This window comes from uncultured Hymenobacter sp. (assembly GCF_964243305.1).
GTDB lineage: Bacteria > Bacteroidota > Bacteroidia > Cytophagales > Hymenobacteraceae > Hymenobacter.
Map to the genome: position 1 here is coordinate 176,767 of NZ_CAXTEF010000005.1, position 22,901 is coordinate 199,667.

A 22,901-nucleotide genomic window follows, 5' to 3' on the forward strand; every position below is an offset into this window, starting at 1 on the left:
TGCGCTCTGCATGACGTTCTTCTATCACTCAGTATCCACAACCAAGCCCGCCAACCATGAAAATCACCCGCTTCACCCTGTATCAGGTGCCGCCGCGCTGGCTGTTCCTCAAAATTGAAACCGACGCCGGCTTTGTGGGCTGGGGCGAGCCCGTCATTGAGGGCAAGGCCGCCACCGTGGCCACGGCCGTGACCGAGCTGATGGAAAACCTCATCGGCAAGGACCCGCTCAACATCGAAGACCACTGGCAGGTGATGTACCGCGGTGGCTTCTACCGCGGCGGCCCGATTCTGATGTCAGCCATCGCCGGCATCGACCAGGCGCTGTGGGACATCAAGGGCAAGTTTCATGATGCGCCCGTGCACCAGCTGCTCGGCGGCCGGGCCCGCGAGACGATGCGGGTGTACTCCTGGATTGGCGGCGACCGGCCCGAGCACGTGGGCGCCGCCGCGGCCGACATGGTCGCCAAAGGCTTCACGGCCATCAAGATGAATGCCACCGACGAACTGGCCTACGTCGATTCTTATGTGAAGGTGGACCAGGTGCTGGCTCGCGTGGCGGCCGTGCGCGAGGCCGGCGGCCTGGGCCTGGGCATCGGCATCGATTTCCACGGCCGCGTGCATAAGCCAATGGCCAAGGTATTAGCCAAGGAGCTGGAAGCCTACCGCCCCATGTTTATCGAGGAGCCGGTGCTGCCCCAGAACAACGAGGCGCTGCGCGAAATCGCCAATCACTGCTCCATTCCCATTGCCACCGGCGAGCGCATGTTTTCGCGCTGGGACTTCAAGCAGCTGCTCATCGACGGCTACGCCGATATCATTCAGCCCGACCTCTCGCACGCCGGCGGCATCACCGAGTGCAAGAAAATTATCTCGATGGCTGAGGCTTTCGACGTGGCGGCCGCGCCGCACTGCCCGCTGGGCCCCATCGCGCTGGCCGCCTGCCTGCAAGTCGATGCCACCTGCCACAACGCCTTTATTCAGGAGCAGAGCCTGGGTATTCACTACAATAAGGAGAATGACCTGCTTGATTACGTGGTCGATAAGACAGTGTTTGACTACGAGGCCGGCTACTGCAAAATCCCCAACGGGCCCGGCCTGGGCATCGAGATAAATGAGGAATATGTCATCACCCGCGCCGCCATCGGCCACAACTGGCACAATCCCGTGTGGCGCCACACCGATGGCAGCGTGGCCGAGTGGTAGGAGATAATGACGAATGAATAATTAACAGCCCGTCATGCTGAGCGTAACTGGAGTATCTCGCTAGGGGAAGTAACTAAGCTAACAGCCCGTCATGCTGAGCTTGCGAAGCATCTCGCGTGCGGCAGTAACTCAATCGTTGATTCAGCTTGATTACTTTCCCCGGCGAGATGCTTCGCAAGCTCAGCATGACGGGCTGTTAATTGTTCATAATCAGCAATTAATTATTCATAATTTAGAGAAATGAATTCCGAAACCACCTTCCTCAGCTGCGACTGGGGCACGTCGGCCTTCCGCCTGCGGCTGGTCGAGCGCGAAGGCCTGAAAATTCTGGCTGAGGAAAGCTCCAAGCAGGGTAATGCGGCCACGGCCGAGCGCTGGCGGCAGGCTGGCCAGCCGCCGGAGCAGCGCGCCGCCTTTTACCAGACCGTGATTCAGGAGCACCTGGCGAAGCTGGAAGCCACGGTGAAAACGTCGCTGGCGGGCCTACCCGTCGTGGTTTCGGGCATGGCCTCGTCCACTATCGGCATGGTCGAGCTGCCCTACAAGCCGCTGCCCTTCGCGGCTGACGGCGCGGATTTGGAAGTGAAAAAGTTTGAGCCCACGCCTGATTTTGACCATGAAACGCTGCTGATTTCGGGTGTGAAAAGCGAAGACGACGTGATGCGCGGCGAGGAAGTGCAGCTCGTGGGCTGCGGCTTTGAAAATACGGCTGAGGAGCAGCTGTTTCTGCACCCCGGCACCCACGCCAAGCACGTGCAAGTAATTGGCGGCCAGGCCGTGGCTCTGAAAACGTATATGACCGGCGAGCTTTTCGGGCTGCTTTCCAACAAGAGCATTCTGGCCGCTTCCGTGGAAGAGGGGGGTAGGCTGGATGGGGGCGCCAACCGGCACTGGTTTGAAGAGGGCGTGCAAGCCAGCCGGCGCGAAAATCTGCTGCACAACGCTTTTCTGGTGCGCACCAACGACCTGTTCGGGCGCGCTACCAAAGCTGAAAACTACTTTTACCTTAGTGGCCTGCTCATTGGCAGCGAGCTGCAAGAGTTGCTGCTACGGCTGCCGGCCCGCATTGTGCTGGCCGGCGAGCCGGTGCTGCTGGCTCACTACGAGGCCGCCCTGCGGGGACTGGGCATCAGCGACAAATGCCCGGTCGAAACCAAAACGGCGGAGGAAGTAACCTTAAACGGGCAACTGGCCGTGCTGCGCCGCCCCGCGCCGACGGCGGTGGCGCCGACTGCTGCCCCGTAAGTTTGCCGCGCTGTTTGGCGTTAACTAAACCCGACTCCTATGCCGGAGCGCAATTTTTTCCAGGATGTGCACGAAGTAACGCGCCTCGTGCCGCCGAGCCGGGTCACCACCTACGGCGCCATCGCTCACTACCTCGGCGCCCGGCACAGCTCCCGCGCTGTGGGCTACGCCCTGATGGCCGCCAACCTCGACGCGGCCACCCTGCGCCGCGAAGCCTTCGTGCCCGCCCACCGCGTCGTCAACCGCCTGGGTCACCTCACCGGGCGCCGGCATTTCCCTACCCCCACCGCTATGCAGGAAGCCCTCGAGGCCGAAGGCGTGCGCGTGGAAAACGACCAGGTGGTGGAGTTCAATAAGCTGTTCTGGGACCCGAGCACGGAGCTGGGGTAAGAGCCGCGACTACCGTATCAACCAGCGTAGCAGGGCCTCACCAGTTAGCCGGTCGAGGCGGCGCAGGGTGGGCCGTTGGGGCGACGCCAGGCACGCACTTATAGTAATTAGCCGATGGTTTAGTAGGAGTGCAATTGGATAGAACAAAGCACTAGGCTGGCCAATGAAAAGCTTAGCGTCTCCATAAATTTAGTCAGGACTTGCCCCGGTTGCGTCTTTTTTCTTCCTGCTGCTGGCGCAGCTTAATGGCGCGTACGTCAAACGCGCCTTCTTTTAGGGGTACCCGCTCCAGGGTTTCGCGGTCAGCCTCCAAGCCGGGTTGAGTTATTACTTTAATGTAAACTGCCGGGGTCGAGCCGGGAATGAAGGCTAGGTCAGCGTCGGTGGTTCCCTCTAGGCGTAGGTGGGGCTCGTGCTCCTGGTCGGTCCAGGGCAGGGCCAGAAAGCTGTTGCTAGCTAGCTCGCCCACAAACTGCCCATCGAGTAGTAGCCGGACGGGCTCAGTGGTTTCGCCGCGGGGGCGGTACACGTAGAGAGTTACCGTATCGCGGCGCGGGCGGCTCTGGCCAGCGTCGGCAAATGGCGATATCGAGCCGGTTGTCATGTTCAGCGTCAGCTCAATAGGTCGGCCGGCGGTGGCCGACGCGGCAATGGCACCGCCCAGCGCGCCACCCAAGAAGCCCGCCGTGCTCACCGCTCCAGGGTCGGCGTCGCTAAAGCCCACGAACCGGAAGGCGTTGCCCACGCGCGTCAGGGGTAGGTAGTGCCGGTTGTGCCGCACGTAGAGTTGCTGGCCGTCGGAAAAACCCCAGACCTTGCCCAGCGGCTCCTTGGCTGCTCCAGAGGCCGGCAGCAAGTAGGCTACTACTTCCGTACTGCCTTCCCAGCCCTTAGCCGTGCGCGGGGTAGCCTCTAAGTGCAGGTCCGGTGCCGTCACCGGCTGGTTGTTGCGAAATGCCAGAAACGTGGGGTAGTAGCCCCTGGGCCGGACCGAATCGGTGAGAATAGCATAAGTCAGCGCGGGGGGCATGGGGTGAGCGAGCTGCTGAAGCTCGGCCAATGTTCGGGCCGGCTGGGCGGGCAGCTTATCCCAAGCGACAGCTTGACACTGCATCAGGCAGCGCTGCAAGGCTAAACTCAGATTAACGGGGTGGTGCGCCGTGGTTTCTATGCCCTTGCTCTCAACCAGCTCAGCCGCACTTAAAACGTAGTGAAAGCCATCGGCAAGGTGGGCGTACACGTCTACCACCAACTCGACCTGCGCGTGCTCCGAGAAAGTAGTGATTCTCTCACCGAGCCGTAGCCCCCGCACCACCAGCACCACAGGGTGGTCGGTCGGGCGCGGTGGCAATTGGGCTTGCACAAACTGCGTGAGCGCCGCCGCCACACTGGGCTGCAAGTCGGCTTGTTGCGGGATGTTGGCCAAACCCCGATGCACCCGGCCGATGCCGGCCCGGTCCTGGCGGCCATCCAGCACCTGCTCGACGCTGAACGTGCGCTCGGGCAGGCTCAGCGTTTGGCCATTGATATCAACATAATAAACCTGGGCCGCCACTGGCTGAACCCCGAAACTTAGCCACAGCAAACCTACTAGCCAGCGGCCCCATTGCATTGTTGTTTTCATGCATCTAAAATAGATGCCGTTTGCACAGAGTGCACAAAAAAAGCCTCAAAAACACAATGAGGCCTTTTTTATATCGAAATAAGCTAAATTTATCTGGCCTCGGCCTTGCTGGCCAGCACCACCGTTTTGGGGTCTACCGTGATTTCTTGCAGGCGCTGAGCCACGGCCGGGCTCATCGTGGTTTGGTAGCGGCCGTGCAGGTGCTGGGCCAGGAACTTCTCGGCCGCCGCCAGCATGGCCAGGTTGTTCACGGGGCGGGCGAAGCCGTGGCCTTCGTCGGGGGCCAGCAGATACTGCACCGGGTAGTTGCGCTCGCGCAGGGCTACCACCAGCTGGTCGGCCTCGGCCTTGTTGACGCGCGGGTCGTTGGCGCCCTGCACCACCAGGAGCGGCGTTTTAATCTTGGCGGCCGAGTTGAGCGGCGACTGCCGGTCCATCTGGGCCTTGCCGGCGGGCGTGGTGGGGTCGCCCATGCGGCGGTACATCTGCTGGCGGGCGGCCTCCCAGTAGGGCGGAATGGCGGCCAGCAGCGTTTGCAGCTTCGAGGGCGCCACGATGGCCACGCCCGCCGCGTATAAGTCGGGCGTGAACGCGACGCCCGCCAGCGTGGCGTAGCCGCCGTAGGAGCCGCCCATGATGCCCGTGCGCTTGGGGTCGGCCAGGCCCTGGGCCACCAGGTATTTTACGCCATACGTCAGGTCATCCTGCATTTTCTGGCCCCACTCGTTGTTGCCGGCCTCCATAAACTGCTTGCCGTAGCCGGTGCTGGCCCGGAAGTTGGGCGAGAGCACGGCGTAGCCGCGGTTGGCCAGAAACTGGTGCATGGCATTGAAGCCGTAGGTGTCGCGGGCCCAGGGGCCGCCGTGGGGCAGGATGATGGTGGGCAGGTTCTTGCTCCCTACCCCCTTGGGCAAAGTCAGGTAAGCCGGAATCTCCAGCCCGTCCGCCGACTTGTAGCGCACCACCTTCATGTCGGCCAGGTCGGCGGCCCGGAGCTTGGGCCGGGTTTCGTACTGCTTGCTGAGCTGCTTGGTCTGGCGGTCAAACAGATAAGCCACCGCCGGCTGCGTCGCCGAGCTGGCCGAGAGCAGCCACAGCCGCTCGTCGGTCGTGTTTGATACCGGGTGCACGTCGAGCCCCTTGAGTTGCAGGCTGGCGGTCTGAAAGTCCTTGGCAAAGGCCGCATCCTTCCACACGCGCCGCAGCCGGTCGTCCTCGAAGCTCACGAACAGCGGCTCGTGCGTTTTCTCCGACATGCGCAAGCTGCCCACGTCCACGCGCCGGAGCGGGTCGGTCTGGTAGGTCGTTTCCTGACCCGTGACGGGGTCGAGCAGCACGATTTCGGTTAGGTTGCGGGCGGCGCCTTTGTTCGTGGACAAGTACACGCGGCGGTTGTCGGCGGCGAAGCTTTCCACCTCGCTCTGCTCGTCAATCGACGTTTTATAGAACGGCGTCATCTTCTCGCCCTCCACGCGCAGCCACTCGGTGCTGCCGTCGAGGTTCGAGCGCGCCGCCAGCCGCAATTGGTCGTTCCAATCAAACACCCAGGCGTCAAGGCGGTCGGTGTTTTGGCGGACCAGCGTTTTCCGGCCCGAACTCAGGTCGAGCTTGTAGAGGTCGTGCCAGGCCTTGTCGCGGTCGTTGAGGCCGATATAGAGCGAGTTGGGGTCGGTGAGCGGCGCGTGAATAATCTGTACCCGCACGCCCTTCAAGCCGGTCAGGTCGCGGGCGGCGGGCACGGGCTGGCCGGCGGCGGGCGCCTCGGCCGGGCTGACGGCGTAGAGGTTGAAGTTCTCGTCGCCGCCCTTGTCCTGGCTGTAGAGCAGGTACTTGCCGTCGCGGCTCCAGAAATAGCTCCGCACCGGCCGGGCCTGGTCGTTGGTCAGGGGCCGGGCCTGGTCAAACGGCTCATTCAGGCCCTTCACCCAGATGTTGCGGGTGCCATTCAGGGGCTTGATGAAGGAGAGAAACTTCCCATCGGGCGAGAGCTGCGCCCCGGAAATCTCGGGGTCGCCGAAGAGCAGTTCCCGGTCGATGAGGGCCGGTGGCCCGCTGGTTTTGGGCGTTTGGGCCCAGGCCGCCGGTGCAGCCAGGGCCAGGAGCAGCCCGAGGCTGATTAAAACCTGTTTCATAACCTGCCGAAATTAAGGGGAGAGAACAGGGCCAAGTAAGCAATAAATCGCCAGTTTTCCCACCTTAATTACAAACGCTGCTTTAAATAATGCCAGCCCGCTGGCCGGGGCTCGGCAGCAGCCGACTAAAAAAAGCGCCCCGGCCCGCCGGGCAGATGGTCGTCCTCTTCGTCTTCTTCCGGCTCGTCCATCTCGTCTTCCTCTTCCGCCGCCTCTTCTTCCGCATCCGGCTCATCGTCGGCCGCGTCCTCGTCATCGAGCGTGTCAAACACTTTGTCCAGCGAGGCTTCGGCGTGGCGCAGCTTGTGGCGGCAAAGCCGAATCAGCTCCGCCGAGCGCTCAACGCGGGCCGTGAGGTCGTCGACGTCAATCTGGTCGGTTTCGAGGGCCCGGAGGATGGTTTCCAGTTCGTCGGTGGCTTCGCGGTACGTCATGGGGGTAGGGAAACTAGGATATTATGCGTTGGTAGGAAAGGCGGTCAAAACTCCCCTCCTTTTTTAAGGAGGGGACGCGGCTGTGAAGCAGCCGCTGGGGTGGTGCGCGTCGTTGAACAATGGGCTGGAACGGCGGGCTGAAAAGGCTTTTGCAAAAATGGGAGTGTAGGGAAATGGGGGGGTAGGGAAATACTAATGCGCCATCGTTCGGCCGACTCGTTCAACGACGGGCACCACCCCAGTTTCGGCTGCGCCGAAACATCCCCTCCTTAAAAAAGGAGGGGAGTTGGTTGTTCTATTTGCGCTCACTGCGCAGCAGGCGCAGCTCCTGGCGGTGCAGTAGCTTTTGGGTAGCCAGCTCCAGCTGGTAGCGCGCGCGCAGCAGGTTTTCGCGGCGGCGCTGGTGGTGGCGCAGGAAGCGGCGCAGCAGGTCGCGGCCCCGCTGCCGCAGCTGGCGCTGTTCGCGGGCCAGGGCGCGGCGGGCGGCGCGCGGCAGCAGCGTGCGAAAGCGGCCCAGGTCTTGCTCCAGCGCCCGAAGCTGCTGGCGCGGGCCCTGGGTGGCCTGCCGGGCGCGCTCGTGGAGCGTGGCGCGGGCGCCGTTGAGCTGGCGCTGGCCGGCGTAGCGGGCGCGGGCCGTGGCCTGGTCGAGGCGGGCGTGCTGGCGCGCGAGGTGCTGGCGGGCCACGTCGGTGATGCGCTCGGCGTAGCTTAGGAAGGCGGCTTCGAGCCGGGCCAGCCGCTCAACCAGAAAGGCGGCCACGGCGGTGGGCGTTTTCAGGGCGCGGTGGGCGGTGAGGTCGGCCACGGCCTCGTCGCGCTCGTGGCCGATGCCGGTGAGCACGGGCAGCGGAAACGCGCCGATGGCCGCCGCCAAGCCGTAATCATCAAAGGCCAGCAAATCCGTCTTCGAGCCGCCGCCCCGAATAATGACGACGGCCTGAAACTGCCCGCGCCGGGCCCGCACCGCATCCAGCGCCGCGCGCACGCTGGCCGGCGCCTCGTCGCCCTGCATACTGGCCGGAAACAAGGTCAGCGCAAAGTCATACGGCGCCTCCTGCAATTGCTGCACGAAGTCCTGGAAGCCGGCCGCCGTGGGCGAGGAGATGACGGCAATATGCTGCGGAGCCAGGGGTAGGAAAAGCGTTTTCTGGCGTTCGAGCAAGCCCTTCTCGTCCAGCTTTTTCAGGGTCAGCAGCCGCTGCCGGGCCAGCTCGCCCACCGTATAGCTCGGGTCGAGGGCCAGCACATCCAGGCTCAGGCCATACTGCTCGTGGAAGCGCACCTGCACCCGCAGCAGCAGCTTCAGGCCCGGCCGCAGCGGCTGGCCGGTGTGCTGCTCGAAGGCCGGCACCACCTGCTGGTAGCGCTGGCTCCAGAGCGTGGCGCGGGCCTGCGCCTGCACGCCCAGGCCGTCGGGCGCGGGGTCGGTGAGCGTCAGGTAGCAGTGGCCGCCCACGAAGCGCGGCCGGGTCAGGTCGGCGACTTCGGCCACAACCCAGTAGGCATCGGGAAAGCGGTGGTGCAGGGCGGCGCGCACCTGCGTAAGCAAGGTGCTCAGGGCCAGCGGAGCAGCAGTTTCGGCAGGTTCGCCGGTGGGGCGGGGGGTAGGGCGGCGAGAGTAGAGCGGCACGCCGCAAGTTACGGCGCGCGCAGTAGCGCGGACTTGGTAGTCCGCGAGTGAGTCACGCGGGCGCCGCTTAGAGGCTGTATGAGTTAACCGAAAGTCCTTCTGAGACGGTCATGCTGAGCGAAGCGAAGCATCTCGCGTGGGGTAGTAATCTATGGAAAACAACGATTGAATGAATTACTGCCCGAGCGAGATGCTTCGCTTTGCTCAGCATGACCGTCTCAGAAGGACTTTCGGTTAACTCATACAGCTTCTTAGAGCGTTCATCCGCGGACTACCAAGTCCGCGCTACGGCGCGCCGGCATCTCAGCGGCACACCTGAACTGATGATTAACAAATCAGTAATGCGGCTTATCTTTCGCGTCTGATTCCCACATTTTCTTTTCAAATTAATGTTTCAACTTCGCTACCCCACGCGCCTGGCGCTGGCGGCGGCCGTGCTCGGCCTGAGCGCCGGCAGTGCCTTCGCCCAGCAGCCGGTCAAAGTGAAAACCAAAACCAAGCCCGCCGCGGGTCAGGCCACTAAGTCGGTGAGCACCGGCACGGCGGCCGTGGCCCTGACCGGCCGGGGCATCTCGCTGGCTAACCTGGACAAGTCCGTTGCGCCTTGCGACAACTTCTTTCAGTTCGCCTCGGGTACTTGGCTCAAGAACACGCCGATTCCGGCCGCGGAGTCGCGCTACGGGGCCTTCAACGAGCTTGCCGACCGCAACCAGGCCATCGAGCGGCGCATTCTGGAAAAAGTGGCCGGGCAGGCCCGCACGGCCAAACCCGGCTCGAACGAGCAGAAAGTGGGCGACTTCTACGCCGCCGCGATGGACTCAGCGGCCATTGAGCAAGCCGGCCTGAAGTACTTGCAGCCGCACCTGGCCCGCATCAGCGCCATCCAGGACTTGCCGGCCCTGCAGCGCCACCTGGCCGACCCCAAGTCGTTTGCCACGGGCTGGTACAACTTCGGGGTGAACCCCGACTCCAAAAAGAGCGACGAATACGCCGTGCAGTTCAGCCAGGGCGGCCTGAGTTTGCCCGACCGCGATTATTACCTCAACGACGACGTCAAGTCGAAGGCCATTCGCGCCGCTTACCAGACGTATCAGGTCAACGTGTTCAAGCTGCTGGGCGACGACCAGGCCACGGCCGAGAAGAATGCCGCCGCCGTCACGCGCCTCGAAACCCGCCTGGCCAAAGCCAGCCGCACCCGCGTGGCCCGCCGCGACCGCCTGGCCAACTACAACAAGCTGACCCTAGCCGAGGCCAACACCCAGTTTCCCAACCTGGCCCTACCCCTGGTTTTGCAGGCCAGCGGCCTGGGCACGGCCCAGAATGTCATCGTTGGTCAGCCCGAATTTTTGAAAGAAGCCAGCACCATGCTGGGCACCGAGCCGCTCGCCGACCAGAAGCAATACCTGCGCTGGCACCTGGTCTCGGCGCTGACTTCGGCCTTGCCGAAGGCGTATAGCGACGAGAGCTTCCGCTTCGCGCAGGTGCTGAGCGGTGCCAAGGTGCAGCAGCCGCGCTGGAAGCGCGCGCTGCGCGCCACCGATGGGGCGCTGGGCGAGGCCTTCGGGCAGTTATACGTCGATGAAGCCTTCACGCCGGCCGCTAAGAAACGGGTGCTGGAGCTGGTCGAAAACCTGCGCGCCGCCTACGCCGAGCGCATTCAGGCCGCCGATTGGATGAGCGCCGCCACCAAGACCGAGGCCATTCGGAAGCTCAACGCCTTTGCCGTGAAGATGGGCTACCCGGATAAATGGAAGGACTATTCGGCCCTGAAAATCAGCCGCGAGAGCGCCCTTAACAACCTGGTGGCCACCAGCGAGTGGCAGAGCCGCGACAACTGGCGCCACTTCGGCCAGCCCATCGACCGCACCGAATGGGGCATGACGCCGCCCACGGTGAATGCCTACTACAATGCCAGCATGAATGAAATCGTGTTTCCGGCCGGCATCCTGCAACCCCCGTTCTTCGACCCCAAAGCCGATGACGCGGTGAACTACGGCGGCATCGGCGCCGTGATTGGCCACGAGATGACCCACGGCTTCGATGACCAGGGCCGCAAATCGGACGCCCAGGGCAACCTGCGCGACTGGTGGACCAAGGACGACGGCGAGAAATTTATGGCCAAGGCCGACGTGGTGGGCAAGCAGTTCGACGCCTTTTCGCCGCTCGACTCGGTGCACGTGAACGGCAAGCTCACGATGGGCGAAAACCTGGCCGACCTCGGCGGCCTCACCATCGCCTACCAAGCCTTCCAGAAAACGCCGCAGTACCAGGCCGGCAAACCCATCGACGGCTTCACGCCGCCGCAGCGCTTCTTCCTGGGCTACGCCCAAATCTGGCGCGCTAACTCCCGCCCCGAAGCCCTGCGCCAGCAGGTGCTCACCGACCCGCACTCGCCGGCGCAGTTCCGCACCAACGGCCCGCTCCAGAACATGCCCGAATTTCACCAGGCCTTCGGCTGCAAGCCGGCAGATAAGATGGTGCGCTCTGGCGCCGAGCAAGCTAAGATTTGGTAAGCTGTAGCGCGAACCGCAGGACGGCGTAGCCAAACTCCGTTTCGCGTCCTGCGCCGGCAAGGGGTGAGTTTTCGTGAAAAAAGGCCTGCCTCGAATTGGAGCGGGCCTTTTTGCTGCTGAGCGGCGCTCCATTTACCTACCCCCCTCCAAACAAGAAGCGGCGCTATAGAAAAGCTATTGGCTAATAGCTTCAGGTTGGAGAGGGGGGGGGTAGGGAATGAGGTTAGTCAGAACAATCTCTCATTTCCCCTTACCTTTTCACTGCGAAAAACTTTCACCCATCCCTGTTTGAATATGATGCAATCAACAACCCTGCTGCGGGCGCTGGCGGCCTCGGCGGGCCTGGCGCTGGCTGGCTGCGCGACCAGCAGCACGGCCCCACCCACGACCGCCACCGCGCCGGCCGCCGCGCCTACCCCCGACCCGGTGGTTAAAGGCACTGGCCTCACCGTGGCCAACATCGACCCGTCGGTGAGCCCCTGCGACGACTTTTTCCACTACGCCTCGGGCAGTTGGCTCAAGAACAACCCGATTCCGGCCGCTGAGACGCGCTGGGGCTCCTTTAACGAGCTGGCCGACAAGAACAACGCTACCCAGCGCGCCATCCTCGACGAGCTGGCCCGCAATGCCGCCACGGCCGCGCCCGGCACCAACGAGCAGAAAGTGGGCGACTACTACGCCTCGGCGATGGACACGGTGGCCATCGAAGCGGCTGGCCTCCGCTACCTCAAGCCGCACCTCGACCGCATTGCCGCCGCCAAAACGCTGGCCGATTTGCAGCGCCTGCAATACGACCCCAAGGCCCACACCGGCAACTCCTGGTTTGGCGCCTACGTGGGCCAGGACGACAAGAAGAGCGACGAGTACGCCGTCGGCATGAGCCAGGGTGGCCTGAGTTTGCCCGACCGCGACTACTACCTGAAAGAGGATGCGCGCTCGAAAGCCATCCGCGGAGCTTACCAGACCTACCTGGTCAACACGTTCCGGATGCTGGGCGACGCGGCACCGGTAGCCCAGAAAAACGCCGCCACGGTGCTGCGCATCGAGACGCGCCTGGCCAAGGCCAGCCGCAGCCGCGTGGACCTGCGCGACCCGGAAAAGAACTACAACAAGATGAGCGTGGCCCAGCTGGCCAAGCGCTACCCCAACCTGGGCATCCCGACTGGCCTCAAGCTGGCGGGCCTCGGCACGGCCCAGACGGTGATTGTCGGCCAACCCGAGTTTTTGCAGGAAGTGAACACCATGTTCAAGGCCGAGCCGCTGGCCGACCAGAAAACCTACCTGCGCTGGCACACCGTGTCGGCCGTGATGCCGGCCCTGCCCAAAGCCTTTGGCGACGAGGCGTTCCGCTTCGCCCAGGTGCTAAGCGGCGCCAAAAAGCAGCAGCCCCGCTGGAAGCGGATGCTACGCGCCACGGATAACGCGCTGGGCGAGGCGTTCGGCCAATTATACGTCGATAAAGCCTTCACGCCCGAGGCCAAGCAGCGCGCCCAGGAGCTGGTCAACAACCTGAAGGAAACCTACGCCGAGCGCATCAAGGCCAATGCCTGGATGAGCGAGGCCACCAAGCAGGAGGCGCTCAAGAAGCTGGCCGCCTTCACCGTGAAAATCGGCTACCCCGACAAGTGGAAGGACTACTCGGCCATGAAGGTGTCGCGGGCGTCGTACCTCAACAACCTGTACGCGGCCCAGGAATGGGCTTTTCAGGACAACGTGAAGAAGCTCGGCCGGCCCGTCGACCGGCTGGAGTGGGGCATGACGCCGCCCACGGTGAACGCCTACTACAACCCGTCGATGAACGAAATCGTGTTTCCGGCTGGCATCCTGCAACCGCCATTCTACGACCCCAAGGCCGACGATGCGGTGAACTACGGCGGCATCGGCGCCGTGATTGGCCACGAGATGACCCACGGCTTCGACGACCAAGGGCGGCAGTATGATGCTCAGGGCAACCTGCGCGACTGGTGGACCAAGGACGATGCCGACAAGTTCAAGGCGCGGGCGGCCGTGGTGGGCCAGCAGTTCTCGAAGTTTTCGCCCCTGGACTCGGTGTACGTGAACGGCGACCTGACGATGGGCGAAAACCTGGCTGACCTCGGCGGGCTTAGCATCGCCTACCAGGCCTTCCAGAAAACCGACCAGTTCAAGGCCCAGCAGAAGCTTGACGGCTTCACGCCGCCGCAGCGCTTTTTCCTGGGCTACGCCCAAATCTGGCGCACCAACGCCCGCCCGGAGTACCTGCGCCAGCAGGTGCAGGTCGACCCGCACTCGCCGGCCCAGTTCCGCACCAACGGCCCGCTGATGAACATGCCGCAGTTCTACGAGGCCTTCGGCTGCCAAGAGGATGCGCGCATGGTGCGCGCCGCCACGGCCCGCGCGCAGGTGTGGTAGGGGGCGGGGCTGGCCTCCGCCCGGCGCCAGAACGGCCAGCGCTGGCTTAGCAACCGATAGGGCGCCAGCGCCGGGCCGGGCAAGCCCCACAACCTCCGACTACCAAAACCACGACCCCGGCCGTCCCGCCGGGGTCGTGGTTTTGGGGTTGGGGCCAGCAGCGGGGGGTAGGGAAAAGTGATGCTGAACAATCCGCCATTTTGCCTACCTTTTCACCGCTGAAAAATTTCACCTGACTCTGTTTGAATATGACTCCTTCTACTCCGATGCTGCGGGCCCTCGCCGCCGCGGCCGGCCTGGCCCTGGCCGGCTGCGCGGCCAGCAGCACCTCCCCGAAAACAGCGGCTACCTCGCCCACCGCGGCGCCGGCCGCCGTCCCTACCCCCTCTCAGGAAACCAACGTGCCCGGCATCGGTCTCGACATCGCCGGCCTCGACCAGTCAGTAGCGCCCTGCGACGACTTTTCGCAGTACGTGAACGGCAAGTGGATTAAGAACACGCCGATTCCGGCGGCGGAGGCGTACTGGGGCAACTTCAACATCGTGCAGGAGCGCAACACGGCCATTATGCGCCAGATTCTGGACGAGGCGGCGGCCACCAGGAATGCGCCCAAGGGCTCGAACTTGCAGAAAGTGGGCGACTACTACGCTACGGCGATGGACTCGGCCACGATAAACCGCTCGGGCCTGGCGCCCCTGCAAGGTGAGCTGGCCCGGCTGGCGCAGGTGCAAACCCGCGCCGCGCTGGTGCCGCTGCTGGCCCGCCACCAGATGCTCCAGACCGATGCCTTCGTGCAAGTCGGCGTGGAGCCCGACGCCAAGAACAGCACTGAGTATGCCGCTTACCTCTACCAGGGCGGGCTAGGCATGGGTGACCGCGACTACTACCTGAAGAATGACTTGCGCTCGCAGAGTGTGCGCAAGGCCTACCGCACCTACCTCACCAACACGTTCAAGCTGCTCGGCGACGCGCCGGACGCCGCCCAGGCCAACACCGAAACCGTGATGCGCCTCGAAACCAAGCTGGCGCAGGCTTCGCGCAGCAAGGAAGATTTGCGCGACCCGCTCGCCAACTACAACAAGCTCAGCGCCGCCGAGCTGCAAAAGCAGTACCCGACCATGCAGCTGCCGCAGTTCCTGAAGGGCCTGAACATGGGCGGGGCGCAGGCGGTGATTGTGGGCCAGCCCGCGTTCGTGAAGGAAGCCGACCGGCTGCTGGCTGCCACGCCGCTGCCGGAGCTGAAAACCTACCTCAAGTGGCACCTGGTGTCGTCCATGACGTCGGCCCTGCCGCAGAGCTTTATCGACGAGAATTTCCGCTACCGCCAGACTGTGTACGGCACCAAGCAGCAGCGCCCGCGCTGGAAGCGGATGCTCTTCGCCACCGATGCCGCGCTGGGTGAGGCCTTCGGGCAGCTCTACGTGGACCGCGCGTTCCCGCCCGCGGCCAAGGCCCGGATGCTGGAGTTAGTGGAGAACCTGCGTGCTGCCTACGCCGAGCGCATTCAGGCCGCCGACTGGATGGCGCCCGCCACCAAAGCCCAGGCCCAGGAGAAGCTGCAAGCCTTCGCCGTGAAAATCGGCTACCCCGACCAGTGGCGCGATTACGCGGCCCTGAACGTCTCGCGCCAGAGCTACCTGCAAAACGTGGTCAACGCCCGCATCTTCGAGTTTAACCGCAACGCCAAAAAGCTCGGCCAGCCCATCGACCGCACGGAATGGGGCATGACGCCGCCCACGGTGAACGCCTACTACAACCCGCTGCTGAACGAAATCGTGTTTCCCGCTGGTATTCTCCAGCCGCCGTTCTTCAACCTCGAAGCCGACGATGCGGTGAACTACGGCGGCATCGGCGCCGTCATCGGCCACGAAATGACCCACGGCTTTGACGACCAGGGCCGACAGTATGACGCCAAAGGCAATCTGCGCGACTGGTGGACCAAGGAAGACGGCGAAAAATTCAACCAGCGTGCTGCCCTCGTCGGTACGCAGTACAGCGCCTTTTCGCCCTTCGACTCGGTGTATGTGAACGGCAAGCTCACGATGGGCGAAAACCTGGCCGACCTCGGCGGTGTGACCATCGCCTACGCCGCCCTGCAAAAAGCGCTGACCAACAAGCGGATGCGCAAGCTCGACGGCTTCACACCCGAGCAACGCTTCTTCATTTCCTACGCCCAGAACTGGCGCGGCAATACCCGCCCCGAAGCCCTGCGCGACCAAATCAAGACTGACCCCCACTCGCCCGACGTGTACCGCACCATCGGGCCGTTGCAAAACTTTCCGGAGTTCTACCAGGCGTTTGGCTGCAAGGAAGGTAATAAGATGATGCGTGCGGAGGCGCAACGGGCCAAAATCTGGTAGGAGTTGACTAAAATACGGCCGTCATGCTGAGCTTGCGAAGCATCCTATCACGCTGGAAAGATGCAGTAATCAATAATACACTGCTCGTCCAGCCGTGATAGGATGCTTCGCAAGCTCAGCATGACGGCCGTATTTTACTTCACCACTTTCACCTTCATTCGGATATTATCCACCGGCCACTTGTCGGATTCTACCGGCTCGTTGGCAATTCTATCCACCACGTCTAAGCCTTCTATCACTTCGCCAAAAACGGTGTACTGCCCGTCGAGCGAGGGCACGCCGCCGACGGTAGCATAAGCTTTCAGTTGCGCAGGGGTGAGCAGCCGGCCGCTCATCTGCCGGCTTTGGGCGGGGGTGAGCTTCTCGCCGACCACGAAGTAGAAATCCGTGTTGGAAGAGAGGCGGCCGGGGTTCTGCTCGTCGTCGTAGCGGGCCATGCCGAGGGCGCCTTTGCGGTGAAAGTGCGTGGGGCGAATTTCGGGGGGTAGGCGGTAGCGCTTGAGACGGATGGTGCGGGCGCCGGTAGTTTGCCCGCCCTGCACGGCAAAATCCTTGACGACGCGGTTGAACATCGTTTCGTTGAACACGCCCTTGCGAGTGAGCAAGAGGAAGTTGGCCCGGTGAATCGGCGTGTCGTCGTAGAGCTTGACCCTGATTTTGCCCAGGCGCGTGGTGATGAGCACCTCGGAGCCGGGATACTGGCGGCCGTAGGCCAGCAGCGCGGCCGGCGCGCTGCTGTCGGCCAGGGTGCCGGGGTCGGGGCCGGGGAGGGGGGGTAGGGATTTGGGCTGGGCGGCGGGCGGCGGGGTTTGGTTGCAGGCGGCCAGCGCAGCCGTGAGTAGCCAGGGAAGCACGAGGCGTTTCATGACCCAAAGTAAAGCCGTTTGTCATCCTGAGCTTGCGGAGGACCTTATCAAGCGAGAGCGTTAATCAAAATAACGACTCGTTCTTACTTGATAAGGTCCTTCGCAAGCTCAGGAGGACAAACGGCTTTTCCGTGCGGTGAAAAAACGGCCGCTTACTTCTTCATGTAGCTGGACAGCTCCTTGCCCAGGCCCAGCTTCTTGGCCACGTCGCCGAACATTTCGGGGTCGAAATTATCCTCGCCGGGCGAGTTGAGCTGGGGCTCTTCTTCCAGCACGGGGTAGGGAACGCCCTTTTTGGCGCCCTGAATCACGACCAGCTCCGAGCCGTCTTCGGGGTGCTTGCCGTTCCAGATTTGGTTGGCTTCCATGTAGGCATTGGGCGAGAATGTGTACAGCTCGCGGTGCAGGCCGTGCGCCATGAAGGCTTTGGCCTCCGGGAACGCCTTGTTGCTGAGCGTCGGAATCGGCATGAGCTTCTTCACGTCCACGCCAGTCAGCTTTTCCAGGGCCAGGGCGTAGGCGTATACGTGCAGGCCGCCGCGCACCAGCAGGTAGCCGACCATCGTGCGGGCGCAGGGGTCGGTGACCATCTCGTACACCCGCATCTTGTTAGCACGGGCGCCGCACTCCAGGAAGAAGTTGTGCAGCAAATCCAAGCGCAGGTTGCCGGAGCTGAACACGTTCTGGCCGCTCCAGAAATTGCCCATTGAGTCCATCGGCAGGGCCGCCTGGCCGCTGGCGATGAAGTGGTAGGTGTTGCGGGCGTCGGCGGCGCCGGCCAGCGGGGCGGAGGCTGGGTCGGGATTGCGCTTGCTCACGCCGGTCAGCAGCAGGTTGATGGCGTAGGAAACGGCCTCAATGTGCGAGTATTCCTCGGCCGCAATGGCGGCGGTGAGCGAGTAGAACGGGCGGAGCCGGTCGCGGCCCCGGAAGTTGAACGACTGGAACGTGTAGTTCATCAGCGTGCTCATCTCGCCAAATTTGCCGCCCAGCAGCTCCTGAATGGCGGCGGCATCGTTGGCGGACGGGTTTTTGGGCTTCGGCAGGTCAATGCTTAGCTCGTCAAGGCGTAAAATCATAAGTGAAAGAGGAAAGGTGGTTGGGTTGCGGAAAGGCGAGGGGGGTAGGGAAAGCGGGCAAGTGGCGAAAGCAGCCAAAAGCAGCCGGGGCCCAATAAAAAAGTCAGCCCCGCGCCAGTGGCGGGGCTGACTGGCATACGGTCCGGGCGACGCTCCCGAACGTGCATAATTATGCAGCTGAGCCGTAGAAAAAGGCTTAAGGGTTAAGTACTAGCGACTACGGGTCAAAAATTAAATTCAGGGGGTCGGCACAAGTTGATTTTTACTTTTCTGCTTGTCGCGCCCGGCGGCGTCCTTGCGCTTGATTTTGATTTTAGAGGGCGCGGCTTCGGCCGGGGCGGCCGGGTCGGCGGCGGTGGGGGGGGTAGGGGCGGCCGGCTCCGGGGCGGGCGGCGGGGGCATGTCGGCGGCGGGCTTGATGTCGTCGGCGACTTCGGCGCGCTTGGTTTTTTGCAGGGCCAGCAGCAGGGTTTGGTCGGCGCTGAGGGTGTGGTTTTTGCGGGCAGCCAGCTCATTCTTGAGCGTTTCGCGCTCGGCTTCGCTGAGCTTGGCGGGCGTCATGAGCTGGCCCAGGTCGGGCTTGCCCGCGTCCTGCCAGGCCGTGAGCCAGAATGAGGCCAGCAGGGCGGGTGCGCCCTTAAGGCGAAAGGCCACCTGCCCGCCCACTTCCTTGGCGTAGGCATCGGCGTAGGCGTCGGAAAAGCGGCGCTGGGTTTTGCCGTAGCGGTGCGAAAACGTGTAGCGGGTGCTGGGCGGAAACTGCTTTTCCAGGGCCAGGGCGCGGTCCAGGGTTTCGCCCAGAAAGCCGTAGCTCCCCTGCACGGCCGTCCAGATAGCCGCCTGCGGGTCTTTCAGATACTGGGCCGGGGCGCTGTCGAGGTGGTAGGTGCTCAGGCTGCGCTCCACGAGCTGGCTTTCCCAGAGCGAGTGCAGGCCGTTCTGGTTGGTGAGCTGCCCGTCGTAGTTGACGGTGGTGTGCAGCGGCACGAAGGCATCGCCGAGGTAGTGGCCCAGCTCGGCTGAGTAGCGCACGATGGCCAGCGTGTCGCGCCGACGGAAGGCTTCGGTGAGGCTATCTTTCATTTCCAGCACGGTCCACGGCACGGTGCCGTACTTGTTGAGCGTGTCAGCCGTGAATTTATCCACCGCCTTGTCGTAGGAGCGCGGCACCTTGCCGAAGGGGTTGTCTTCGGAGTAGTGGTCCATATCAATAAAGTGGCGCGGCGCCTCGCCGGGCGTACTGCTGCGGCGCTCGTCGGGGGCGGTGCTCAGGCGCACCAGCTCGGCCAGATGGCGGTAATAAAAGGCCTGCATACCGCCCGGCAGGCTGTAGACGGCCACCTGGTTGATGACCTTATGGCCCAGAAAGCCCCAGGCGTGGGCGCCGCCAGTGGCCAGCAGGGCCGCGGCCATCGTGAGCAGCAGGAGCGTCTTGCGCAGATTTTTCATAAAAGGAGGGTAAGTCGGAGGAGGGGTAGGGCAAACGTAGGGGGGTAGGAAATTGCTAAATTGGCTCCAGATGCCGCTGCAAGACCATGACTAATCGATAGACTTCGGTGGCGGATTCGTGATAAGCTGGCTCGGTGCCTTCATCGGCCCAGCGCTTGGCAATGGCGCGGGCACGTCCGATGGCCACCTTGCGGCGGGGCAGGCGGCCGGGTTCGGCAGTAGGGTCGTCGCTTTCTAACAGGTCAAATAAGGCCCGGCTAATATCTTTACCCTTCTTTCCATCGAAGCTCACTTTGGGATTGGCCTCCCTTATCAATCCGCTGAGCCGGTCAGCGCAACGTTCGCGGGTCATGCCACCGCCCTGATGGTCGTCAAAATGCAGTAGAAGCCAGAACTCGAAAGCTTGGTTGGAGTACGCGACTTCAACTTCATTCGCGGCGGCTATCTGAATAGCGGCGTGAAACTGCTCCGGCGAGGAATCATCCTTATCAAACACGCACCAAACTTGCTCATAGGGCGCATCTCTTTTGGCGTCGTCGCGGAGCCGAATAGCCTCTCGCACCAGCGTTACCGGGTCGTAGGCCAATCCTACGGCTTTGATATCGGCCGTAGCCAGTTCAAAATGCTCAAAGTATTGCACCTCCGTGTTGGTGCCCTGACACACGATGAGCAGCACCGGGTTTTCTTCACGTACCGGGGCTGCCCGCGCCAAGATTGGCGCCTGCTGCCGACGCGCTTTGACTGCCTGAATGGCTGCGAGATGCTGCTCTTTATCCTGGCGCTGCACCTCGCGCTTATCCCGCATTTTCATGGGCCGCAGCTTCGGGGGTAGCAGTAGGCAGTGCGTTGAAGTCGCCTAAGTAGGGCACGGCACCATACTTACCCCGCACGTAGTTGGCCTCGAAGTTATCGTCCTTGCGCACCTGGTCGGTTTTAAAGTCGGCCAGCGAGTAGAGGCTGGCCTCGCCGTAGCGGTTCTTCTCCGTGAACCAGATTTGGTCGCGCCGGAAGTTGCCTGACGCTAGCAGGTTTGTGTCGTGGGTGTTGAAAAGTAGTTGGGCGTTGTTGGGGTTGGTGGTTTTGGAATTGAAGAGGTGGACGATTTTACTCACCAGATTGGGGTGCAAGCGAGCATCTAGTTCGTCTACCACCAATATGGATCCCATACTAATTACACTGACCACCGGACCAGCGAGGGCTAACAGTTTTTGGGTTCCAATAGACTCATCTATCAGCATGGAAAATTGCACCTGTTCAGCTGGTTCACGGGCATTAGTATAGGTTTGGTGCAAGGTTTTCACGTCAGCATATTCCTGACTTGTCCACTTGTGCAGGCGCTTTGCTGTTTCATCCGGCCTCTCATTCTCGTTTGATGGAAAGGGAAATTGAGATTGTTCACTCTCTTGTAAATCATCAATAGCTAAGTCAGCACTTGCTAATAAATTCAAAATATCTTGCTTGCTGTCAGGGAAACGTAATAGCATAAACGTGAGAGCACCTTCCCAAGCTTCGTTGAAAGTTGAGAGAATAATAAGTTGAGTGAACCAGTTTAAAATACTCGTCGCTCGCGGCTGGTTAAACTGCGCTGCCACCGATAGCAGTAAAGCATTTTCGCGCACCGCAGCAACTTTAACTAGCTCGTTTACAATACCTCCGAATAGACGAGAATTAAAGGAAATGTCTTGTCCCGTCCGATAAAATAATTCGACTTCCGGCTTGGTCCTAACGCCTTTTGCGGCGCGCATAAATAACCATTCGGCCTCTATCCGAGTCGCGGACACTTCAAAGCCGTAGCGGTACAAAACGTTTTGGTGCACAAACTGAACTTCAAACTCTGAGGGGGCTTGCGCTGAAGCCGGATTCAATCTAAAGGGCTCTATTTGGGTTGGCTCGCCAACCTGCCCACTCTTGGACGATTCTTGAACAAGCCCGCGTATGTAAATTAGCGCTTCTACCAGCTTACTCTTCCCGCTAGCATTAGCGCCGTACACCACGGCGCTTTTCAGCAGCCGCAGCCCGAAGCCCGGCACCGCCACTACGTTTTCCTCTTCCCGCGTTTTATCAGGGGAAGCAATGAGGCTCCACTCAGCTCGTTCGCGAAACGTGCGGAAGTTGCGCACACTGAAACTGATTAACATAAGTGGGGCTTTTGAAGAGAATTACGCAAATGTACCCGTTGTTTATATGTTTTTGATGAAACTAGCTCCGGCGCCAGCGCCACAGTGGGTAGCTGCCCGCCACCAGCAGCGCCGCCGCCAGCGCCGGCACGGGGTCGAGCACGGCGTTCAGGAGCAGAAACGCCCCCGACAGGCCCAGCAGCAGCGCCGTGCTGGCCGGGTGCGCCCAGGCGCGGTAGCCGTCGTAGGGCTCGTTATCGGCCGCAGCGGCCCGCCGCACCCGAAACAGCGCCGCAAAGCCCACGGTGTAATAGCCCACGAACAAAATGCTGGTCACGGCCTCCAGCCCGGCCACGGTGCCGCTGAGTGCGAGGCCGGCCGTGAACACCACGGCCACCGTCAGCGCCGCCCGCGGCGTGCCACCGGCGTGGACGCGGGCCAGCCGGGCGGGCAGGTGCCCGTCGCGCCCCAGCGCGAACAAGACCCGCGTAGCCATCAGCAGCACCGAGTTGAGCACGCCCAGCAGCGCGCCTACCCCCACCACCAGGGTCAGGCGCCGGCCCAGCGGCCCGGCCAGGGCGGCGGCCACCTCGGCCAGCGGCAGGGCCGATTCGGTGAGGCGCGCGGCCGGTAGCACCCGCGCCAGGCTCAGGTGCAGGGCCAGGTAGATGGCCAGCACCGCGCCCACGCCGCCCAGCAAGGCCTTGGACAAGGTGCGGCCCGGCTGCGGCGTCTCCTCGGCGAAGTAAATGGGCGCGTACCAGCCATCGTAAGCAAAGATGACCACTTGCAGCCCCGCCACCAGCGCGGCGGCGCTGAGGTGGCTTGCGGCCAGGACAGGGGGGTAGGGAGCCGAAGCCGCAGGCAGCGCCGCGTTGCCGCCCAGCACCGCCAGCAAGCCCAGCAGGAGCGCCAGGGCCGTGATTTCCTGCACCCGGCTGCCCTCGCGCAGGCCGCGCAGCTGCACGGCGCCCAGGCCCAGCACGGCGGTCAGGGCAATAGCGAATGGGTGAATGAGCGAGTGGGCGAGGGGCTGGAGCAGTTGGCTCAGGTAGTCGCCGATGAGCAAGGCTACTAAGGCGCCCGTCACGCAGGAAGAAGTCCAGTCGGCCCAGGCCACGGCCACGGCCGCAAACTCGCCGAAGGCGGCGTGGGCGTAGCCATACCAGCCGCCGGCCTGCGGGCGGCGCCCGGCCAGCTCCGCCAACGTATTAGCGGCCAGCAAGGTATAAAAGCCGCCCACCAGCCACAAAGCCAGCCCCAAGCCGGCGCCCGGCACCGCCCGCGCCAGCTCGCCGGGGCTGCTGAGCACGCCCGTGCCCAGCGTGCCGCCTACCCCCACCGCGAGCGCGAAGCCCAGTCCCAGCAGGCGCCGCAAGCGCGAGGAAGCGGTGGGAGTTAAGTTGATTTCAGGTTTATTTGACAAAACAGGAACAATTCTCAGCTGAGAAAAGACCGTCATGCTG

General features: G+C 62.7%; 16 protein-coding genes. 6 read left to right on the forward strand and 10 right to left on the reverse strand.

Features of this window, described 5'->3' with window-relative positions; translation table 11 throughout:
* Positions 1 to 56 precede the first annotated feature (56 nt).
* The 3 genes from dgoD to ACFE70_RS05435 all read left to right on the forward strand — a co-directional run bounded on the left by dgoD (position 57) and on the right by ACFE70_RS05435 (position 2,840).
* Complete coding sequence (dgoD, locus tag ACFE70_RS05425) at positions 57 to 1,205, forward strand: galactonate dehydratase (RefSeq protein WP_375416704.1); 1,149 nt, start codon at positions 57 to 59, stop codon at positions 1,203 to 1,205.
* 240 nt (positions 1,206 to 1,445) lie between these two features.
* Positions 1,446 to 2,450, forward strand: coding sequence for a 2-dehydro-3-deoxygalactonokinase (locus ACFE70_RS05430; RefSeq protein ID WP_375416705.1), 1,005 nt, complete (start codon positions 1,446 to 1,448; stop codon positions 2,448 to 2,450).
* Positions 2,451 to 2,489: 39 nt separating this feature from the next.
* Positions 2,490 to 2,840, forward strand: a complete 351-nt coding sequence (locus tag ACFE70_RS05435; RefSeq protein ID WP_375416706.1) for an MGMT family protein — start codon at positions 2,490 to 2,492, stop codon at positions 2,838 to 2,840.
* A gap of 193 nt (positions 2,841 to 3,033) precedes the next feature.
* Here the strand turns inward: ACFE70_RS05435 and ACFE70_RS05440 are convergent, their stop codons facing one another.
* From ACFE70_RS05440 to xseA, 4 genes are all read right to left on the reverse strand, one after another.
* Complete coding sequence (locus tag ACFE70_RS05440; protein ID WP_375416707.1) at positions 3,034 to 4,464, reverse strand: hypothetical protein; 1,431 nt, start codon at positions 4,462 to 4,464, stop codon at positions 3,034 to 3,036.
* A gap of 89 nt (positions 4,465 to 4,553) precedes the next feature.
* Entirely contained in the window at positions 4,554 to 6,596 is a 2,043-nt protein-coding gene (locus tag ACFE70_RS05445) for a S9 family peptidase (protein ID WP_375416708.1), read from the reverse strand.
* Between the two features lie 125 nt (positions 6,597 to 6,721).
* Positions 6,722 to 7,030: an exodeoxyribonuclease VII small subunit gene (gene xseB, locus ACFE70_RS05450; RefSeq protein WP_375416709.1), complete on the reverse strand. Its 309-nt coding sequence runs from the start codon at positions 7,028 to 7,030 to the stop codon at positions 6,722 to 6,724.
* Positions 7,031 to 7,325: 295 nt separating this feature from the next.
* Positions 7,326 to 8,660 carry an exodeoxyribonuclease VII large subunit gene (gene xseA / locus ACFE70_RS05455; RefSeq protein WP_375416710.1) on the reverse strand — a complete coding sequence of 445 codons (1,335 nt, stop codon included), beginning with the start codon at positions 8,658 to 8,660 and terminating at the stop codon, positions 7,326 to 7,328.
* A 389-nt stretch (positions 8,661 to 9,049) separates the two neighbouring features.
* Here xseA and ACFE70_RS05460 point away from each other — a divergent pair, with 389 nt between their 5' ends.
* The 3 genes from ACFE70_RS05460 to ACFE70_RS05470 all read left to right on the forward strand — a co-directional run bounded on the left by ACFE70_RS05460 (position 9,050) and on the right by ACFE70_RS05470 (position 15,924).
* On the forward strand, positions 9,050 to 11,173 hold the full coding sequence (locus tag ACFE70_RS05460; protein WP_375416711.1) for a M13 family metallopeptidase: 2,124 nt from the start codon (positions 9,050 to 9,052) through the stop codon (positions 11,171 to 11,173).
* A 294-nt stretch (positions 11,174 to 11,467) separates the two neighbouring features.
* Positions 11,468 to 13,564, forward strand: coding sequence for a M13 family metallopeptidase (locus tag ACFE70_RS05465; RefSeq protein ID WP_375416712.1), 2,097 nt, complete (start codon positions 11,468 to 11,470; stop codon positions 13,562 to 13,564).
* 248 nt (positions 13,565 to 13,812) lie between these two features.
* Entirely contained in the window at positions 13,813 to 15,924 is a 2,112-nt protein-coding gene (locus ACFE70_RS05470) for a M13 family metallopeptidase (RefSeq protein ID WP_375416713.1), read from the forward strand.
* A gap of 134 nt (positions 15,925 to 16,058) precedes the next feature.
* On the opposite strand, the gene ACFE70_RS05475 is transcribed toward ACFE70_RS05470, so the two are convergent.
* From ACFE70_RS05475 to ACFE70_RS05500, 6 genes are all read right to left on the reverse strand, one after another.
* Positions 16,059 to 16,790 (reverse strand): peptidylprolyl isomerase, encoded by a 732-nt coding sequence (locus ACFE70_RS05475; protein ID WP_375416714.1) that lies wholly within the window; start codon positions 16,788 to 16,790, stop codon positions 16,059 to 16,061.
* Between the two features lie 152 nt (positions 16,791 to 16,942).
* Complete coding sequence (locus tag ACFE70_RS05480) at positions 16,943 to 17,869, reverse strand: manganese catalase family protein (protein ID WP_375416715.1); 927 nt, start codon at positions 17,867 to 17,869, stop codon at positions 16,943 to 16,945.
* Positions 17,870 to 18,106: 237 nt separating this feature from the next.
* Positions 18,107 to 19,318: a zinc dependent phospholipase C family protein gene (locus ACFE70_RS05485; RefSeq protein WP_375416716.1), complete on the reverse strand. Its 1,212-nt coding sequence runs from the start codon at positions 19,316 to 19,318 to the stop codon at positions 18,107 to 18,109.
* Between the two features lie 55 nt (positions 19,319 to 19,373).
* A complete protein-coding gene (locus ACFE70_RS05490; protein ID WP_375416717.1) occupies positions 19,374 to 20,129 on the reverse strand; it encodes an RloB family protein in 756 nt (251 codons plus the stop codon).
* Positions 20,113 to 21,456: an ATP/GTP-binding protein gene (locus ACFE70_RS05495; RefSeq protein ID WP_375416718.1), complete on the reverse strand. Its 1,344-nt coding sequence runs from the start codon at positions 21,454 to 21,456 to the stop codon at positions 20,113 to 20,115. The genes ACFE70_RS05490 and ACFE70_RS05495 overlap by 17 nt, the downstream gene beginning before the upstream one ends.
* Before the next feature lie 61 nt (positions 21,457 to 21,517).
* A complete protein-coding gene (locus ACFE70_RS05500; protein WP_375416719.1) occupies positions 21,518 to 22,861 on the reverse strand; it encodes an APC family permease in 1,344 nt (447 codons plus the stop codon).
* Between the last annotated feature and the right edge of the window lie 40 nt (positions 22,862 to 22,901).

Excerpts from the sequence above, each read along its gene's own strand:
- dgoD (WP_375416704.1), top strand. The coding sequence starts at position 57 with ATGAAAATCACCCGCTTCACCCTGTATCAGGTGCCGCCGCGCTGGCTG.
- ACFE70_RS05430 (WP_375416705.1), top strand. The coding sequence starts at position 1,446 with ATGAATTCCGAAACCACCTTCCTCAGCTGCGACTGGGGCACGTCGGCC.
- ACFE70_RS05435 (WP_375416706.1), top strand. The coding sequence starts at position 2,490 with ATGCCGGAGCGCAATTTTTTCCAGGATGTGCACGAAGTAACGCGCCTC.
- ACFE70_RS05440 (WP_375416707.1), bottom strand. The coding sequence starts at position 4,464 with ATGAAAACAACAATGCAATGGGGCCGCTGGCTAGTAGGTTTGCTGTGG.
- ACFE70_RS05445 (WP_375416708.1), bottom strand. The coding sequence starts at position 6,596 with ATGAAACAGGTTTTAATCAGCCTCGGGCTGCTCCTGGCCCTGGCTGCA.
- xseB (WP_375416709.1), bottom strand. The coding sequence starts at position 7,030 with ATGACGTACCGCGAAGCCACCGACGAACTGGAAACCATCCTCCGGGCC.
- ACFE70_RS05460 (WP_375416711.1), top strand. The coding sequence starts at position 9,050 with ATGTTTCAACTTCGCTACCCCACGCGCCTGGCGCTGGCGGCGGCCGTG.
- ACFE70_RS05465 (WP_375416712.1), top strand. The coding sequence starts at position 11,468 with ATGATGCAATCAACAACCCTGCTGCGGGCGCTGGCGGCCTCGGCGGGC.
- ACFE70_RS05470 (WP_375416713.1), top strand. The coding sequence starts at position 13,813 with ATGACTCCTTCTACTCCGATGCTGCGGGCCCTCGCCGCCGCGGCCGGC.
- ACFE70_RS05475 (WP_375416714.1), bottom strand. The coding sequence starts at position 16,790 with ATGAAACGCCTCGTGCTTCCCTGGCTACTCACGGCTGCGCTGGCCGCC.
- ACFE70_RS05480 (WP_375416715.1), bottom strand. The coding sequence starts at position 17,869 with ATGATTTTACGCCTTGACGAGCTAAGCATTGACCTGCCGAAGCCCAAA.
- ACFE70_RS05485 (WP_375416716.1), bottom strand. The coding sequence starts at position 19,318 with ATGAAAAATCTGCGCAAGACGCTCCTGCTGCTCACGATGGCCGCGGCC.
- ACFE70_RS05490 (WP_375416717.1), bottom strand. The coding sequence starts at position 20,129 with ATGAAAATGCGGGATAAGCGCGAGGTGCAGCGCCAGGATAAAGAGCAG.
- ACFE70_RS05495 (WP_375416718.1), bottom strand. The coding sequence starts at position 21,456 with ATGTTAATCAGTTTCAGTGTGCGCAACTTCCGCACGTTTCGCGAACGA.